Annotated in this window: 12 protein-coding genes and 1 pseudogene; 2 read left to right on the top strand and 11 right to left on the bottom strand. The window is 51.5% G+C overall.

Features of this window, described 5'->3' with window-relative positions:
• Positions 1 to 277: 277 nt before the first annotated feature.
• Both ABS784_RS16295 and ABS784_RS16290 read right to left on the bottom strand, forming a co-directional pair.
• Positions 278 to 385: pseudogene (locus ABS784_RS16295) on the bottom strand (maltose acetyltransferase domain-containing protein); the annotation flags it as partial.
• A gap of 56 nt (positions 386 to 441) precedes the next feature.
• The gene (locus ABS784_RS16290) at positions 442 to 1,821 is read right to left on the bottom strand and encodes a D-serine ammonia-lyase (protein WP_352513274.1); all 1,380 of its coding nucleotides are present in this window, start codon (positions 1,819 to 1,821) and stop codon (positions 442 to 444) included.
• A gap of 278 nt (positions 1,822 to 2,099) precedes the next feature.
• Between ABS784_RS16290 and ABS784_RS16285 the strand changes: the two genes are divergently transcribed.
• Positions 2,100 to 3,269 carry an MFS transporter gene (locus tag ABS784_RS16285; RefSeq protein ID WP_352513272.1) on the top strand — a complete coding sequence of 390 codons (1,170 nt, stop codon included), beginning with the start codon at positions 2,100 to 2,102 and terminating at the stop codon, positions 3,267 to 3,269.
• 119 nt (positions 3,270 to 3,388) lie between these two features.
• Complete coding sequence (locus tag ABS784_RS16280) at positions 3,389 to 3,871, top strand: GNAT family N-acetyltransferase (RefSeq protein ID WP_352513270.1); 483 nt, start codon at positions 3,389 to 3,391, stop codon at positions 3,869 to 3,871.
• A gap of 211 nt (positions 3,872 to 4,082) precedes the next feature.
• On the opposite strand, the gene ABS784_RS16275 is transcribed toward ABS784_RS16280, so the two are convergent.
• The 9 genes from ABS784_RS16275 to ABS784_RS16235 all read right to left on the bottom strand — a co-directional run bounded on the left by ABS784_RS16275 (position 4,083) and on the right by ABS784_RS16235 (position 15,212).
• A complete protein-coding gene (locus tag ABS784_RS16275; protein ID WP_352513268.1) occupies positions 4,083 to 5,432 on the bottom strand; it encodes a GntP family permease in 1,350 nt (449 codons plus the stop codon).
• A 156-nt stretch (positions 5,433 to 5,588) separates the two neighbouring features.
• Positions 5,589 to 7,133: a gluconokinase gene (locus tag ABS784_RS16270; RefSeq protein ID WP_352513266.1), complete on the bottom strand. Its 1,545-nt coding sequence runs from the start codon at positions 7,131 to 7,133 to the stop codon at positions 5,589 to 5,591.
• On the bottom strand, positions 7,120 to 8,166 hold the full coding sequence (locus ABS784_RS16265; protein ID WP_081130802.1) for a LacI family DNA-binding transcriptional regulator: 1,047 nt from the start codon (positions 8,164 to 8,166) through the stop codon (positions 7,120 to 7,122). Before ABS784_RS16265 ends, ABS784_RS16270 begins: the two co-directional genes overlap by 14 nt.
• Positions 8,167 to 8,685: 519 nt before the next feature.
• Complete coding sequence (locus ABS784_RS16260; protein ID WP_062898672.1) at positions 8,686 to 9,621, bottom strand: AEC family transporter; 936 nt, start codon at positions 9,619 to 9,621, stop codon at positions 8,686 to 8,688.
• A 61-nt stretch (positions 9,622 to 9,682) separates the two neighbouring features.
• A complete protein-coding gene (locus ABS784_RS16255; protein WP_014196017.1) occupies positions 9,683 to 10,369 on the bottom strand; it encodes a response regulator in 687 nt (228 codons plus the stop codon).
• Between the two features lie 72 nt (positions 10,370 to 10,441).
• Positions 10,442 to 12,040 (bottom strand): ATP-binding protein, encoded by a 1,599-nt coding sequence (locus ABS784_RS16250; protein ID WP_352513263.1) that lies wholly within the window; start codon positions 12,038 to 12,040, stop codon positions 10,442 to 10,444.
• Positions 12,041 to 12,112: 72 nt separating this feature from the next.
• A complete protein-coding gene (locus ABS784_RS16245; RefSeq protein WP_352513261.1) occupies positions 12,113 to 13,639 on the bottom strand; it encodes a tripartite tricarboxylate transporter permease in 1,527 nt (508 codons plus the stop codon).
• Positions 13,640 to 13,652: 13 nt separating this feature from the next.
• Positions 13,653 to 14,117: a tripartite tricarboxylate transporter TctB family protein gene (locus tag ABS784_RS16240; protein WP_020279064.1), complete on the bottom strand. Its 465-nt coding sequence runs from the start codon at positions 14,115 to 14,117 to the stop codon at positions 13,653 to 13,655.
• A 54-nt stretch (positions 14,118 to 14,171) separates the two neighbouring features.
• Complete coding sequence (locus ABS784_RS16235) at positions 14,172 to 15,212, bottom strand: Bug family tripartite tricarboxylate transporter substrate binding protein (RefSeq protein ID WP_042380664.1); 1,041 nt, start codon at positions 15,210 to 15,212, stop codon at positions 14,172 to 14,174.
• Positions 15,213 to 15,374: the final 162 nt, after the last annotated feature.

Below are 15,374 nucleotides of genomic sequence, written 5' to 3'. Positions count from 1 at the left end.
TCTAACCAAGGAATCGGGTTCATGTCTCCTTTTTTGTTTAGTTGTCAATTTATGTCAGTGAATTTGCTCATCTACAGTCCATGAAAAAAATCCTTTCTAACGTAGAGTGTTCGTTAGAAAGGATACCATGTTTTTGACGATGCACAAAGACCAAAATTCTTAACTTGATGGGTATGGGATACAGCCCCGCACATGCTTTGATGCGGGGCGCACTTCCTTTGGCTAGTTAATCCATTTGATCACTTTCCCCGGGTTTCCCGCCAACGACCGCGTTGGCGGTTTCATTATACAAACGAACGAGCCGCCGCGCCCGCTCCTTGACGAGCTCCGGGTCGGCGGGGTTGTACCATTGCCCCGCCAACATCTTTTCTTTTTCGGTTTTCATCGAATCCGTCCAACACTTTATGCATTCGTTTCAAAACTCCATCGAATGGCGGGGTCTTATCGCCCTCCGGAAAAACGGTTGCCTGTCATGGTTTCAATCCGCACGCCTTCCCGATAGTAAGCGTCCATCACATCCTTTGGCACCATGCTTCCGCCGGTAGCCCAGCAAATATGGACGGCGTTTTTCATTTTTTCTTTCAAATCGTTTTCCTCTACATACGTTTGTCCCGCCGAATCGCGAAACAACCGAACAGGCCCCTCCACTCCCGCCAATGCGGACGGCTCTAAATAGATTCCTTCTGCATCAGCCATGGCCGCAAGCAGGCGATAAAGCGTCGAATCGTCCACCGTATAGACGCCGCTGATGACGTTCTCAAGCATTTTCCCCACCAACCGCGACGGCCGGCCCACCGCCAGCCCGTCGGCTTCCGTCTTGTTATCGAGGCCAAAATCTTGCACCGACACGCGGTCGTGCTGTCCCGTCATCAGGCCGAGCAACATGCAAGGCGAATGCGTCGGCTCGGCGAAAAAGCAATGGACATGATCGCCGTACACGAGCTTCAGGCCAAACGTCACCCCACCCGGACCGCCGCCGACGCCGCAAGGAAGATATACAAAGAGCGGGTGGTTTTCATCAACCGTGATGTTCATATCCTCTAATTGCTTTTTCAGCCGAAACGCCGCCACCGCATAGCCTAAAAACAGATGGATCGAGTTCTCGTCATCGATAAAATACGATGTTGGATCCTCGGCGGACTGTCTTCTCGCCTCTTCCACCACCTTGTTGTAGTCGGTGAGATGTTCGATGACCGCAACCTCTTTGCTTCGCAACAAGTCTTTTTTCCATTGTTTCGCATCGGCTGACATATGAACGGTAACGCGGAACCCAAGCTTCGCTCCGATGATGCCGATACTCAAGCCTAAATTTCCCGTCGAACCAACGACAAGCGAATAGCGGGAAAAGAACTGTCTGAATTCCTCACTGTCCATCACCGCATAGTCATCCCCCATGGTGATCATATGGTTTGCCAGAGCGAGGTCTTCCGCATGTTTCAGAACCTCGTAGATTCCCCCTCTCGCCTTGATCGATCCGGAGATGGGAAGATGGCTGTCACATTTCAGCAACAGCTCCCCTTCAATGTTGGTCTGAAACATCTTTTCCAAACGCTGTTTCATGTTCGGAATTCGCACTAAAGGGGATTCGATGATACCGTGGGCCGTTCGCGTCTCGGGAAATGCCTTCGCGATGTAGGGGGCAAAGCGGCGCAATCGCTCTTCGGCCTCCTTGACATCGCGCTCGCGTAAAGGAATCGTTCGAATGGCTTGCGCAAACGCGTGATATTTTGGATTGCGCCAAAATACCTCTTCGGCCGCCATGATCGTTTCAAGCAGCGGGAATTCCTTTACCCACTTTTGGATTTCGTTTTTGGTCATCATGCACCATTCTCTCCCATGCGTGTTTGTCGTTTCGTACCCTTGGCGGATGCCGGTCCAAAGTCCACTTCATGGTTTGCCGAACCGTTTGCCGTTTACCTTCAGTCTCGCGAAAACCGCTTCCATTGTCAATGGGGATGAAGGGAAATGGTTTGTGGATGACATTCGGGAGTGATCCCCAGGCCTCGTCGGAATGGCCAAGCGAGGCATGATCCGCTTTGAAAAATGTCTGTCTTTCCATTATGATGAAAGAGGCAAACCATATCGTGGAGATGATGATCATGAGCAATCGTCGCGATTTATCGCTTTTGTTTCTCGTGATGTTTTTGGTCATGGCCGGGTTTGGCATCATCATTCCCGTCCTTCCGTTTTACGCAGAAAAAATCGGCGCTACTCCAACACAGCTCGGTTGGTTAATGGCCACTTATTCGTTCACGCAATTTTTATTTGCGCCGATGTGGGGGAAATTATCGGACCGATATGGACGAAAACCGATGTTGCTTGTCGGCATTTTTGGTTTGGCCCTTTCGTTTTTCTTGCTCGCCGCCGCCACAACACTTTGGATGTTGTTTGCCGCTCGCATCATCGGGGGATGTTTATCTGCCGCCACGATGCCGACCGCTATGGCATATGTCGCAGATGTGACAACCGAAGAAGACCGGGGCAAAGGAATGGGGATGATCGGAGCGGCTGTCGGGCTTGGATTTATTTTCGGACCGGGGATCGGCGGCATATTTTCAAAAACGAGCTTGACCGCTCCGTTTTGGATTGCAGGCAGCTTGGCGCTGCTGACAGCTATATTCGTTTTCGTTTTCTTGCATGAATCGCTTCCGAGAGAAAAACGATCGAACATAAAAGCGAAACGACCATCGCTTGCGGTTGCTCTCCGAAGCCCTTTGGCACGCCTATACATGTTGCAGCTCATCGTAACGTTTTCCCTCGCCGGACTTGAAGCGACGTTCGCCTACTTTGCCGCTGAACGAGCAGGGCTTTCGTCGACGGAGCTCGGCTACATTTTCATGATCATGGGGCTTGCAGGAGCCGTCGTCCAAGGGGGGCTTCTTGGAAAACTGATCCGCTCATTCGGGGAAGGCGCTGTCATTCGTTTCGGGCTGTTCCTGTCAGCAGTTGGCTTTTTTCTCATTTTATTCGTTCATAGCTTTTGGACAGCCACGCTCTATTTAACGATTTTCGGCATTGGCAACGGCGTCATCCGCCCGTGCGTCTCCGCCTTGTTAACGAAGCATACAGCGGATGGCCAAGGAAGTGCGACAGGCGTTTTATCCTCGTTCGATTCGCTCGGCCGCATTGGCGGTCCGGCGATCGCCGGCTGGCTGTTCACCTTAAAGCCCAGTTTGCCATATGCGGCAGGAATTGCGCTTACATTCATTTCCTTTTCCGTTTTTCAATCGTTCCAACGCGCGATGATGCAAAAAGACTCGGCCCTTTGACACAGAGGAGGATGGGGGTAGAAAAGCACCGATTTATTCCCAGTTACACTCACGTATGGAAGTAAAGCTCTTATTCTAGGGTGATCAAAAATCAACGTCTGTACAGGAGGAGGACCGCCTTGAGCATCGTTCCAACCAAACAATTGAACCGCGCCATGGTCAACCAGTTTTTCACTGACCATTGGGGAAGTCCCCAAATGGTTGTCTCGACCGGCATCTATAACTGCAGCGAACTGGATGGATTTGCGGCTGTCGAGAATGGACAGCGGATCATCGGGCTCATTACGTTTGTGATTCGCGGAAACGAATGCGAGATCATCTCGCTAGACAGCATAATGGAAAACCGCGGCGTCGGCAGCACCCTTTTGCATGAGGCGGAGACATGGGCGAGACAACAAAGGTGCACCGCTGTTCAACTGATCACCACCAACGACAACTTGCATGCGCTTCGTTTCTACCAAAAGCGCGGCTACCAAATTGTGAATGTCTTTCCGAACGCTGTCGACAAGGCGCGGCGAATCAAGCCAAGCATTCCGAAAACAAGTCCTGACGGCATTCCAATTCGGGATGAGTTATTGCTGGTGAAACGACTCGACGGGTAAAAGCCATCGTACATGATACCGGTACCTTGGCAGGAAAGGTTGCTTTGGCGGATGAAAATGGAAACACCCGCTCCTTCATCCGGTATAGAGCGGGTGTTGTTCGTTTAGCAAACTGATGATTTAACAGATATAAGAGAAACTTTGCGACACCGTGTTTTCATTCCCTGCGGTCCCCACAGATCGAGCAAATCCGCTGTTTTGCATCAGCTTTTTAGAGAACCACATTCAACAGCAAGACGAAAATAAACGCCACCACCGAAATAATCGTCTCCATCGCCGTCCATGTCATGAGCGTTTCTTTGACGGTCATGCCGAAATATTCTTTGATCATCCAGAAGCCGGAGTCGTTGACGTGCGACAAGATCAAGGATCCGGCTCCGGTTGCCAAAACGAGCAGTTCCGCGTTCGTACCCGGCATGGTGGCGGCAATCGGCGCAACAATGCCAGCGGCAGTCATCATCGACACGGTCGCTGACCCGGTCGCCACGCGGATGAGAGCGGCGATGCCCCAGCCTAACAGGAGCGGGGATAAGTGCGAGTGTTTCGCCACCTCCGCGATTTGATTGCCGATGCCGGAATCAAGAAGCACTTTGTTGAATGCGCCGCCCGCCCCGATGACAAGCAGGATGTTCGCGACCGGACCAAGGCAGTCATTGGCGAACTTCAGCACGGCGTCGCGATGGAAGCCACGGGCGTAGCCTAAGCTAAAGAATGAATAAACCGTGGCGATCAACAGCGCGACGATCGGATCGCCAATAAAGCGCAACACTTTCGCTGCTTCAGACTTTTGATCAAGCGTGACGTTGGCGATCGAGGCAATCAACATCAAAATAACGGGAAGCAAAATCGTAAACAGCGTATTTCCGAAGCCCGGGAGCTCCCGTGCTTCTTTATGTTGCACGAGCTGTTCGGCGATTTCCGCCGGCACGGATTTGTGCATGCGCGAGCCAATCCATTTGCCGTACAGCGGCCCAGCAATGATCGCCGTCGGCAGACCGACGATAATCGAATAAAGAATGGCCTTTCCAACGTCAGCTTGAAAAATGCCGACAGCCGCCATCGCCGCCGGATGCGGCGGGACAAGGCCGTGCACCACCGACAAACCGGCGACAAGCGGAATGCCGATCGTCACAAGTGAAATGCCGGTTTCCATCGCAATCGTAAAGACGAGCGGAATGAGCAATACAAACCCCACTTGGAAAAAGACTGGAATCCCAACTAAAAACGCGACGACCATCATTGCCCAGTGGACGCGTTTTTGGCCAAAGCGGTCGATCAACGTTTTCGCAATGCGCTCAGCGCCGCCCGATTCGGCCATCATTTTGCCGAGCATCGTCCCGAGCGCCAAGACGATCGCTAAAAAGCCAAGCGTATTGCCAAGCCCCGCTTTAATCGAATCAATGATCCCCGGCGTTTCTGGCGACGGAGCGACAAGCGGCATCCCCATCGCCAGTCCGACGCCAACGGACACTAAAATTAATGCAACAAACGGATGCATTTTCACCGCCGTAATGAGCAATAACAAAACGATAATAGCGGCAATAACAATGGCAATTCCCATCTGCGTCTCCTCCTTGCGTTTTTCTTATTGCTTTATAGATAAATCGATTTAGCCCTTACTAAAGCAAACGTTTTCAGTTTTGTTTAAGAGAGAGGGGCTAAATCGATTTAGTAACCGTAACGTTGGAGTCCTAAACCGATTTAGGATTTGCCCCTTTTACCCATTGCGTCGCTGAAACGCAGCGATCACATCAAATTCTTCCTTCAATCGCTCATACAAACGAGCATACAAATCAAACAGCTCGGCGTAAATGAGCGTATGGGCTTCGTTCGGCTCATGGCGGGCCATTGTACCGATCCATGGTTTCACCATCTCAAGCGACGGCAATTCGCCTAATGCATGAAGCGCCACCGCGGCCGCTCCTAACGCTGAAGCCTCGTGCGTCTGCGGCACAATGAGCGGTTTGCCGAGCATATCGGCAAGCATTTGCCGCCAAAACGGCGATTTGGCAAATCCGCCCGAGACGCGGATTTCGGACATCGGCCCGGTTGCATCGCGAATGGCCAAGGCGACGGATAGGATGCTGAAGCAGACGCCTTCCATCACGGCACGAATCAAATGTTCACGTCGATGATGAAGGCCAAGTCCAAAAAACGTTCCGCGCGCGTTCGCGTTCCAATACGGCGCCCGCTCGCCCGATAAAAACGGCAAAAACACCAGCCCCTCGGATCCAGGCGGAACACGTTCGGCGTATTTCGTCAACAAATCGTATGGATCCATTCCGAGCTTTTTCGCCACTTCCCGCTCCTGGGCGCCGAACTCATCGCGCAGCCAGCGAAGCAAGATGCCGCCGTTGTTCGTCGGCCCGCCAACGACCCAATAGCCAGGCGTCAACGCATAACAAAACGTCCGCCCTTTTTCATCGGTTGTCGGTTTTGTCGCGATCGTCCGCACCGCCCCGCTCGTCCCGATTGTAATCGCTGCTTCCCCCGGAAGCACCGCGCCGACACCGACATTGGCGAGCACGCCGTCACTTGCGCCGATAACGACGGGCACATCAGCGGATACCCCCATTTTATCCGCCCATTCTTTCTTCATTCCTTGCAGAATGTGTATAGCTGGAACTAAACGCGGCAGCTGCTCGCGGCTGATACCAAGAAACGAAAGCACACCCTCGTCCCAATCAAGCGTATCGAGGCGGAACAAACCAGTGGCTGAAGCGAGCGAATGGTCAGCGATATAATCGCCATATAGGCGGTAAAGCACATAGTCTTTCACAGAGACAAACCAGCGGGCTTGCCGAAACACATCCGGCTGCTTCTCTTTCAGCCAAAGCAGTTTCGGCAACGGGGACATCGGGTGGATCGGTGTCCCCGTCCGCCGATAAATATCAAGCCCGTTCTGTTCTTTCAACAGCCGCTCCGCTTGGGCGACGCTCCGGTTGTCCGCCCAGATCATGAGGCGGGTAAGCGGCCGCCCGGATCCGTCAAGCGCCATGATCGAGTGCATCGCCGCGCTTAAACCCATAGCTTTCACTTGCTTAGGGTGGATGCCATACCGGACTATCACCGCTCCGACCACTTGAATGACCGCCGCAAACAGCTCTTCCGGATCCTGCTCCGCAAACCCCGGGTGCGGCTGGATGATCGGATAGTCGATCGCATGAGAGGCCAGCACTCGTCCCTGTTCGCCAAACACAACGGCTTTCGTGCTCGTCGTCCCGATGTCCACACCGATGACGACACGTTCATGAATCTTCATCGTTTCTCCTCCCTTCTTTGCCATTTCCCCGTTTGATCCATGTCCGCTCCACCAATGCCGGGGAGAAACGAAACACGCGCGGGCTGTCGGCATGATTCGAATCCATTTGTTCAAACACACGCTCCGCCGCTTTTTTTCCCATCGCAAACGTTGGCTGGGCGATCGTCGTCAACGCCGGTGTATAAATATCGGCAAACGGCACATCGTCAATATTGATGATCGCCAGTTCATCCGGCATACGGATGCCCGTCTCCTTCACAAACCGCAAAACGCCCATTAACGTCAAGTCGTTAATCGCAAACAAGGCGTTTGGCCGCTCCGATTCCATGAACCGCTTCTTCAGCTCCCCAGGCAGCGCGGCAGGTTCAGCGGCGATGACGTTTTGATCGCCGACTTCAAATCCCCTTTTCTCCATGGCCGCCCGAAACCCTTCAAATCGTTCCATCCGCGGCACGTTGTAAGGGACAAGCGGCGGGGTGACAATGGCAATCCGGTCGTAGCCATAGGAAGCGAAATACTGAACCGCCATTTCCGCTGCACCTGCATTATCAAGCAGCACGCTGTCCGCCTCCACCCCCGGCACCATCCGGTCGACAAACACAAGCGGAAAGCGCTCCTCGACAAGGCGGCGGTAGACCTCTTCATTTTTCCCTGTCGGAAACACGATCAGCCCGTCCACTTGTTTCGCCAGCAACATGTCAACATATTTTTTCTCCTTTTCCGAATCATCGCCGGAGTTGCAGACAATGACTTGAAACCCGCGCTTTTGGCATTCCTCTTCAATGGCGTGCAGCACTTGCGTCGTCAACATATGAAGCATGTTGAACACAATCACGCCAATGGTCGCTGTCGTCTTTTGCTTTAAGCTGCGGGCGATGACGTTTGGCTGATAGCCAAGTTCCTCAATCGCTTGAGCGATGCGCTTTCTTGTTTCCTCGCTCATATATTCATAGCGTTTGTTCAAGTATTGCGAGACCGTGCTTTTCGAAACGTTGGCCAATTTCGCGACATCAGCCATCGTTACTTTTTTCAATCGGGATCCCTCTCTTACACTAAATCGATTTAGTTCAAAAACGTTTTCATAAACCGGTTTAGCTTTATTATAAACCAAATGAAAGCGGTTTACAATAGTTCTGGATTGAAATCCTAAAGCGTCAGAGAAAGTTCGAAAATCCAATGTTCTTCTTCGTTTTCGCACCTTTTGAATCAAAACGTCTGGTCAATCGATGAGTTCTTTGATAAACGGAGAATACATGCGAATGTTCCTCCAATGGGTTGGTTTGGTCACCTTTACCATACAGGAACATTCGCATTTTTTGCACCCTCTATTTTTCCTATGCATACCTATCTTAAAATCTCAAGTACAACTTGTGGTGAAGAGCCGATATTGGTTCATCACCAAAAGATGTACTTGCACCTGCCATTAAAGTATGGTAGCTGTTTCTAACTGAACCTGCAATGTAAGCTGTAGGGTTTTGACACGAAAGCACATTGTCGTCGATCCCCCATGATTTTTGCATGATTGGGAGTCGACGACAGCTTGCCCTCGTTTTCATCCAGCGATCGGAAACAACAGCCGGGCCGCATACACAACGCCTGTAACGGTAATGGCGCTCAACAAAGTCGACACCAACACCGCCTGGGCGGCGTAATCTGGGTGGCAGTCATACTCGAGTGCATACAGCGCCGTATTGCGCGAGCACGGATAGGAACTAGCAATGAGCAACGCCTGAGCCGTCACTCCATCAATTCCTAATAGAAAGATCAAAGACGCAGCCAACAGCGGCGACAAAACGAGACGCCCAAACACACTTGCATACACAAGCGGCGGCAAGGCGTTAAAACGGGCGTAGGCGATTTGCGCTCCCAACGTAAAGAGGGCGATGGCTAAAAACGCGTCGGCAACCCGCCGAAGCGGCGTCCATAAAAATGATGGGATTGGGACGTGAAGCCATCGGCAGACCACACCGAACAACAGCGCGTGAAGAACGGGATTTTTCCATATCTCAGCAGCCCATTTCCCACTTTTCCCGTTTCCTGACACGAACTGATACACTCCATATGTATTGGTCAAGAAGTTTTGAAAAATGGTCACGATGATTTGAATCGTCGCCCCGAGCGGATGTTGGTGAAACACCAGCTGGCTGACAGGAATGCCGAAGTTGCCAGAATTGTTCAGCACAACCGTATTTTGAAACACCGCTGCCATACTTCGCTCCAGTTTGAATAGTTTCGCCATGATCCTACTCAAAACCATCAGCCCGCCGTTTTGCAACAGAAGAAACCCTAAGATAGCCGCTAACACCTTTCCATTCAACTCACTGTCGTACACGTTGATGAATGCGACTGCCGGCAGCAGGACATACATGTTCAATTTGGATAATGTATTGAGGTCAAGACGAAAGAAACGGTGAAACCCTGCCCCCAAGCCGACGATCAGCAACATCGGAATCATGACTTGAAGCAAGATACTCACAAAAATGTCCAAGATGTTTTCCCCCGCTTTCTTTATGCATACGGAAGCCGCTATTCTCTGAAACGGATCTCGCTCATCCTCTTTTCTTATAAATCCGCTCTGGACGTCCGACCGATCCATAGACAATATCGGCTAGCACTTGTCCCGTGGAGACAAGGTATTCTAAATATCGACGGGCGGTCGTCCGGCTTGTGCCAATTTGCCGTCCCACTTCTTCCGCCGTCACACCATCTTGACACCGTTTCACAACCATCAGCACTTTTTCAAGGGTTAGCGGCTGAATGCCTTTTGGAAGCATAGGCTGATCCCTAACCGGGGCCTCCCGCCCGATCAGTTTGTCGACATCCTCTTGATCGATCCACTCTTTTTCTTTCATCCACTGCTGCATTTTATCATAATATTCTTTATATCGATGCAAGGTTTCGGCAAATCGATCAAACATAATCGGCTTGATAATATAATCAAACACCCCGCCATGCAGCGCTTGTTTCAAGGCATCCACTTCTCGTGCTGCTGTGATCATAATAATATCGATATTGGAAAAGCGTTCCCGAACCCATTTTAAAAAAGAGAGGCCGTTCATATCCGGAAAATAGACATCAAGCAACAACACGTCGGGTTGCAGCACCTCTGTCAATTCCCTTGCCTCTTCGGCGTTCGTGGCAATGCCGACCACTTCATACCCATTCACTTTCTCGACAAAGCGCCGATTAATTTCAGCGATGCGGCGGTCGTCTTCAATAATAAGTACACGAATCATCCCCCCTGCTTCCCTCCCTCCGAAATATTGATGCATAAAGGTGTAGAGGCCTTTTATGGGAAATGCTTTCTTTCAGCATGGGTTGGCACGGCCCGACCGCTTCGGAATAATGACGGTAAACACCGTTCCCTCTCCTTGTTTCGACTGGTAGGTGATTTGCCCACCAAGCATCGCCAGCGCCTTCTTGACAAGATCAAGCCCATACCCACGGAGGCCGTTGGCTTTGGTCGAAAAGCCGCGGTCGTATATCCGTTCCGCCACATCCGGATCAACGCCTAATCCGTTATCCTCGACCTCAATAATCAAGTCATCGCCGAGGTCGGTCAAAAAAATGGTCACTCGTTTCTCTTCTTTTCCGTTGTGGAGGACCGCTTCCATGGCGTTATCCAACAAATTCCCGATAATCGTCACCAAATGGTCGCGATCGATCCATGGCGGCACATCGCGAAAACTGCTTTCCCGATCAATTTCAAAGGTGATTTTCAGCTCATGGGCGCGGTTGAACTTGCCAATCAGCAGCCCGCCGATGATCGGATCCGGGATTTCTTTCATGACAAAACGAATGATATTTTGTTGTAAGTTCGTTTCTTTCGTAATAAGCTCAAGCGCTTCATCATACGACTCAAGTTGAATCAACCCAGAGATCAAATACAGCTTATTGGAAAATTCATGTGTTTGCGCCCGCAGCGCATCCGCGTACACCCGGAGCTGGGACAGCTCTTTTGTGAGGCGATACAGCTCCGATTTGTTGCGAAACGTCGACACCGCTCCAATGACGCGCCCTTGCTTGTCTTTGATCGGAATTCGGTTCGCAATGACGGTCTCTCTCCCTAAAACCATCTCATCATCGTATTCCGCCCGCCCTGTTCGGATCACTTCGGGCAAGCGAGAATGGGGAATGAGCCGCAAAATGGGCATTCCCAATACACTGTGCTCCTTCTCATACCCAAGCAACTTCAACGCGGTTTGATTGACCATTGTAATCGTTCCCTCTTGATTGATGGCCACAATTCCTTCGCGAATCGCTTCTAAAATCGCCTGCTTTTCTTGGTAGAGCAAACCGATTTCTTCCGGTTCAAGACCATGAATCGATTTTTTCACCGTGCTGGCGATCGCCATTGCACCCACCGCTCCGAGAAAGAGGGCAAAAACGGAGAAGAGAAACATCTTCATACGATACGACCATACTGTACGCTGAATATCCTCTAGCAAAAAACCAACCGAAACAATGCCGATCACATGTCCGTTTTCATCCAAAATCGGCGCTTTTCCCCGGATCGCCGGACCAAGCGAACCGACCGCCTCGGAAATAATCGCTTTGCCTTTCAGCACTTCGCCGTTGTCGCCCCCTACCATATGCTTTCCAATCCGATCTGGCAGTGGGTGAGCGTAGCGGATTCCCTTACGGTTGCCAATCACTACGTACTCCGCCCCTGTCTTTCGGCGAATATGTTCGGCAAACGGCTGCAGCCGCGCCGATGGATTCGGATCGTGAAACGCCTCACGCACAAGCGGAGTGGAGGCAACGGTCTCCGCCACATTTAGCGCTCGCATGCCAATTTGTTGTTTGAGCGTCGTCGCAAACATATGCTGAAACAAAAACGTTAAAACCACGATCACCAGCAGCAACAATGAACAAATAATGACCATTAACCGTGTCTGAAGCTTCATAGGGCTCGCTCCCCAAACAGCAAATAAAGAAAGACAGTCCGCCTGTTAGGCGGAACGTCTTTCTTTCTATTATTACATATCTTCGTTGATGACGACCGATTTTCCTCTTAGTTTCATGACAAACGGCACGGCAATCCATAAAAAGGCAATGACCAACAAGACGAGCGAAATCGGCTTTTCAAAGAAAACGAGATAGTCCCCGTTTGATGCCGTCAACGCCCGGCGCATATTGTTTTCGATCATCGGCCCGAGAACAAGCCCCAACACAAGCGGTGCCAATGGATAGTCGTGCTCTGCAAGCCAGTAGCCAAGCAGACCAAACGCCAGCAACAGGAACACATCAAACGTCGTCACTTGCACCGCATACACACCGAACACGGAAATGGCAATAATAAGCGGCAACAAATATTTCGTCGGCGTCTGGATAATTTTCGCGAACACTTTGACGAGCGGCATGTTGAGAATGAGCAACATGACGTTGCCGATAAACATGCTGGCGATCAATCCCCAGGCGACAGCTGGATGCTCATCGAACAACAGTGGACCTGGCTGGACGTTGTACATAATGAGTGCACCCATGAGGATCGCTGTCGTCCCTGAACCAGGAATGCCCAGCGTCAAAAGCGGAATCATTGCGCCCCCAGAAGCCCCGTTGTTCGCCGACTCCGGCGCCGCCACACCGGCGATCGTCCCTTGCCCGAACTTTTCCGGATGTTTGCTCACTTTCTTTTCAAGAATATAGGAGAAAAACGATGCCAACGTGGCCCCGGCTCCCGGCAGCACCCCGATGAAAAAACCGAGCAGCGACCCACGGGCGATCGGCCCCGCGCTTTCTTTCAAATCCGCTTTCGTCGGCAACACGCGCCCGATTTTGGCGATGTCCCCGTCGTTCGTCTCATGATGGAGAATGGACTTGAATACCTCTCCTAACGCAAATAGCCCGACCGCTACGGTTAAAAACTCGAGACCTCCATATAAATAGGAAATGTCGTACGTAAAGCGAGCCACGCCGGAAACATTGTCGAGCCCAATCGTGGAAAGCAACAAGCCGAACACTGTCATGATCCATGCTTTCGTCATCGATTTGCCAGCCAGTCCGCTCACCGCCGCCAACCCGAGCAGCATGAGCGAAAAATATTCAGCCGGGCCGAACTTCAGCGCCACATTCGACAACGGTTGGGCCAATAAGACGAGGCCGATTAGCGAAACAATTCCGGCGACAAAGGAACCGATCGCGGCAATGGCAAGCGCCGCCCCCGCCCTTCCTTGCCGGGCCATTTGATAGCCGTCCAGCGTTGTGACAACCGATGACGATTCCCCAGGCGTATTTAACAAAATCGATGTCGTCGAACCGCCATACATCGCCCCGTAATACACGCCGGCGAGCAAAATAATCGAACTGGCTGCCGCCTGTTCCGGACTAAGGCCGGACGTCATCGACGCCGTCACCGGAATAAGCAACGCCACCCCGCTCATCGGCCCGATTCCGGGAAGCACGCCGACCGCCGTGCCGATCAAAACACCCAAAAACGCGAAAAATAAGTTATGCGGCTGCAGCGCCGTTTGAAACCCCTCAAGCAAAAACGATAGTGTGCTCATGATGCCCCTCCCTTCATTGGAACCAAATCGGCCAGCTTGGCAATGTTCCTTGCAGCAGCTTCACATAAAGGCCATATACGCCAAGCGAAAAGCCAGCCGCAATGGCGATCGACTTCCATAGCGCCCCTCTTTCCATCGTTTGAAAGCCGATAACAAGAAACAGAAACGTCGTGATTACATACCCAACCGTTTCAAGCAACGTCGCATAGAAAACAGCAGCAATGAAAATGATGAGAAACTTTTTGTACTGCCGCGGCGGCTTCTCTCCCACTGAATCCTTATAATCCTTATAGCCTCTCGTTTCAAACAACAGCTTGATGCTTAATAATGCCAGAACAAGTCCAAGCAAAAACGGAAATACGTTCGGTCCTACCGCACTGCCGTAGGCGCTTTTCGATAGGCGCAAGCTTTCCGCCATAAACAAGGAACCAACCGCCAAGAATGCCACCGCCGCGATACGATCAGCCGTTTTGTTCATGGTTCTTCCTCCTGTTCTTTACAAAAAAGGGGAAGAATGTTCTTCCCCCTTGCTTCATTTATGCATGCCAAGCGACTTCAGAAGGTCGCCGATTTGCTGCTCCTGCTCTTGCAAAAACTTCGTAAATTCGTCCGAATTGCGATATTCCGCCGCCCAGCCTTGTTTTTGCAGTTCTTCTTTCCACTTCTCGTGTTCAGACAACTTTTTCAATGTTTCTTCCCAAAACGCTTTTGCCTCTCGGGACATTTGCTTCGGCCCAAAAACCCCGCGCCAAATCGTAAATTCCGCATCAATGCCAAGCTCTTTCAACGTCGGCACGTCTTTCAGCACTCCGCCGAGGCGTTCTGGAGCGGAAACCGCCAACACCCGCACTTTGCCGGCTTTGAGATATTCGCCAACAGAAGAGGCATCCGTTGCAATCACATCGGCATTGCCGCCAAGCAGCGCAGCCATCGCTTCCCCGCCGCCATCGTACGAAACATACTTGACTGATTTCGGATCGATGCCCGACTTATAGATCGGCAAAATCGCGACTAAATGATCCATCGAACCTGGCGCCGATCCCCCGGCTACCGTGACCGATTTCGGATCTTGTTTAATGGTATTAAGCAAGTCGGTTAACGTTTGAAATTTCGAATCCGCCTTCACAACAATCGCGCCAAAGTCCTTCGTCAACTGGGCGAGCGGTGTCGTGTCTTTGTAGCCAAACGGGCTGTTCCCTTCTTTTTTCAAGTTGTTGATAATAATTGGCGGGGAGTTGACAAATAGTTTGTAATCGTTTTTCACATCTTGGGTGGCGTATTCGGCCATAAAGACCGCCCCGCCGCCGCCTGGTTTGTTTTCAACCGTCATGGTCTGTTTGACGAGCCCCGTCTCATCCAACACCTTCGTAATCGCGCGGGCCGTTAAATCCCAGCCGCCGCCCGCTCCGGACGGAGCGACAATCGTAATCGGCTTCGTCGGATAGTTGGAAGCAGACGAACCGGAGTTGGAACCGGACGGTTTCGACCCCGCCGATTCATTGCCTCCACAGGCCGCCAATGCCAGTGTCATCATCCCAGCCGCTAGCAACCCCCACCATCTTTTTTTCTTCATTCTCCCTTGCCCCCCTTGTTTCCTTTGATAACGTTTTCATCCATAACGTTATCACGCCGCCAGATCGGTGTGAAGTTTTTGAAAATAACTGTAGATGAGCATTTTTCATTACAATAATTTCCATGGTTAGAGAGACAAACAGGGTACCCCTTACGCGATACG

It is taken from the genome of Geobacillus sp. G4 (genome assembly GCF_040327975.1).
GTDB classification, from domain to species: Bacteria; Bacillota; Bacilli; order Bacillales; family Anoxybacillaceae; genus Geobacillus; species Geobacillus thermoleovorans.
This window is presented reverse-complemented; position numbering and strand designations above follow the sequence as displayed.

Excerpts from the sequence above, each read along its gene's own strand:
- ABS784_RS16250 (WP_352513263.1), bottom strand. The coding sequence starts at position 12,040 with ATGAAGCTTCAGACACGGTTAATGGTCATTATTTGTTCATTGTTGCTG.
- ABS784_RS16290 (WP_352513274.1), bottom strand. The coding sequence starts at position 1,821 with ATGATGACCAAAAACGAAATCCAAAAGTGGGTAAAGGAATTCCCGCTG.
- ABS784_RS16255 (WP_014196017.1), bottom strand. The coding sequence starts at position 10,369 with ATGATTCGTGTACTTATTATTGAAGACGACCGCCGCATCGCTGAAATT.
- ABS784_RS16235 (WP_042380664.1), bottom strand. The coding sequence starts at position 15,212 with ATGAAGAAAAAAAGATGGTGGGGGTTGCTAGCGGCTGGGATGATGACA.
- ABS784_RS16240 (WP_020279064.1), bottom strand. The coding sequence starts at position 14,117 with ATGAACAAAACGGCTGATCGTATCGCGGCGGTGGCATTCTTGGCGGTT.
- ABS784_RS16285 (WP_352513272.1), top strand. The coding sequence starts at position 2,100 with ATGAGCAATCGTCGCGATTTATCGCTTTTGTTTCTCGTGATGTTTTTG.
- ABS784_RS16270 (WP_352513266.1), bottom strand. The coding sequence starts at position 7,133 with ATGAAGATTCATGAACGTGTCGTCATCGGTGTGGACATCGGGACGACG.
- ABS784_RS16245 (WP_352513261.1), bottom strand. The coding sequence starts at position 13,639 with ATGAGCACACTATCGTTTTTGCTTGAGGGGTTTCAAACGGCGCTGCAG.
- ABS784_RS16275 (WP_352513268.1), bottom strand. The coding sequence starts at position 5,432 with ATGGGAATTGCCATTGTTATTGCCGCTATTATCGTTTTGTTATTGCTC.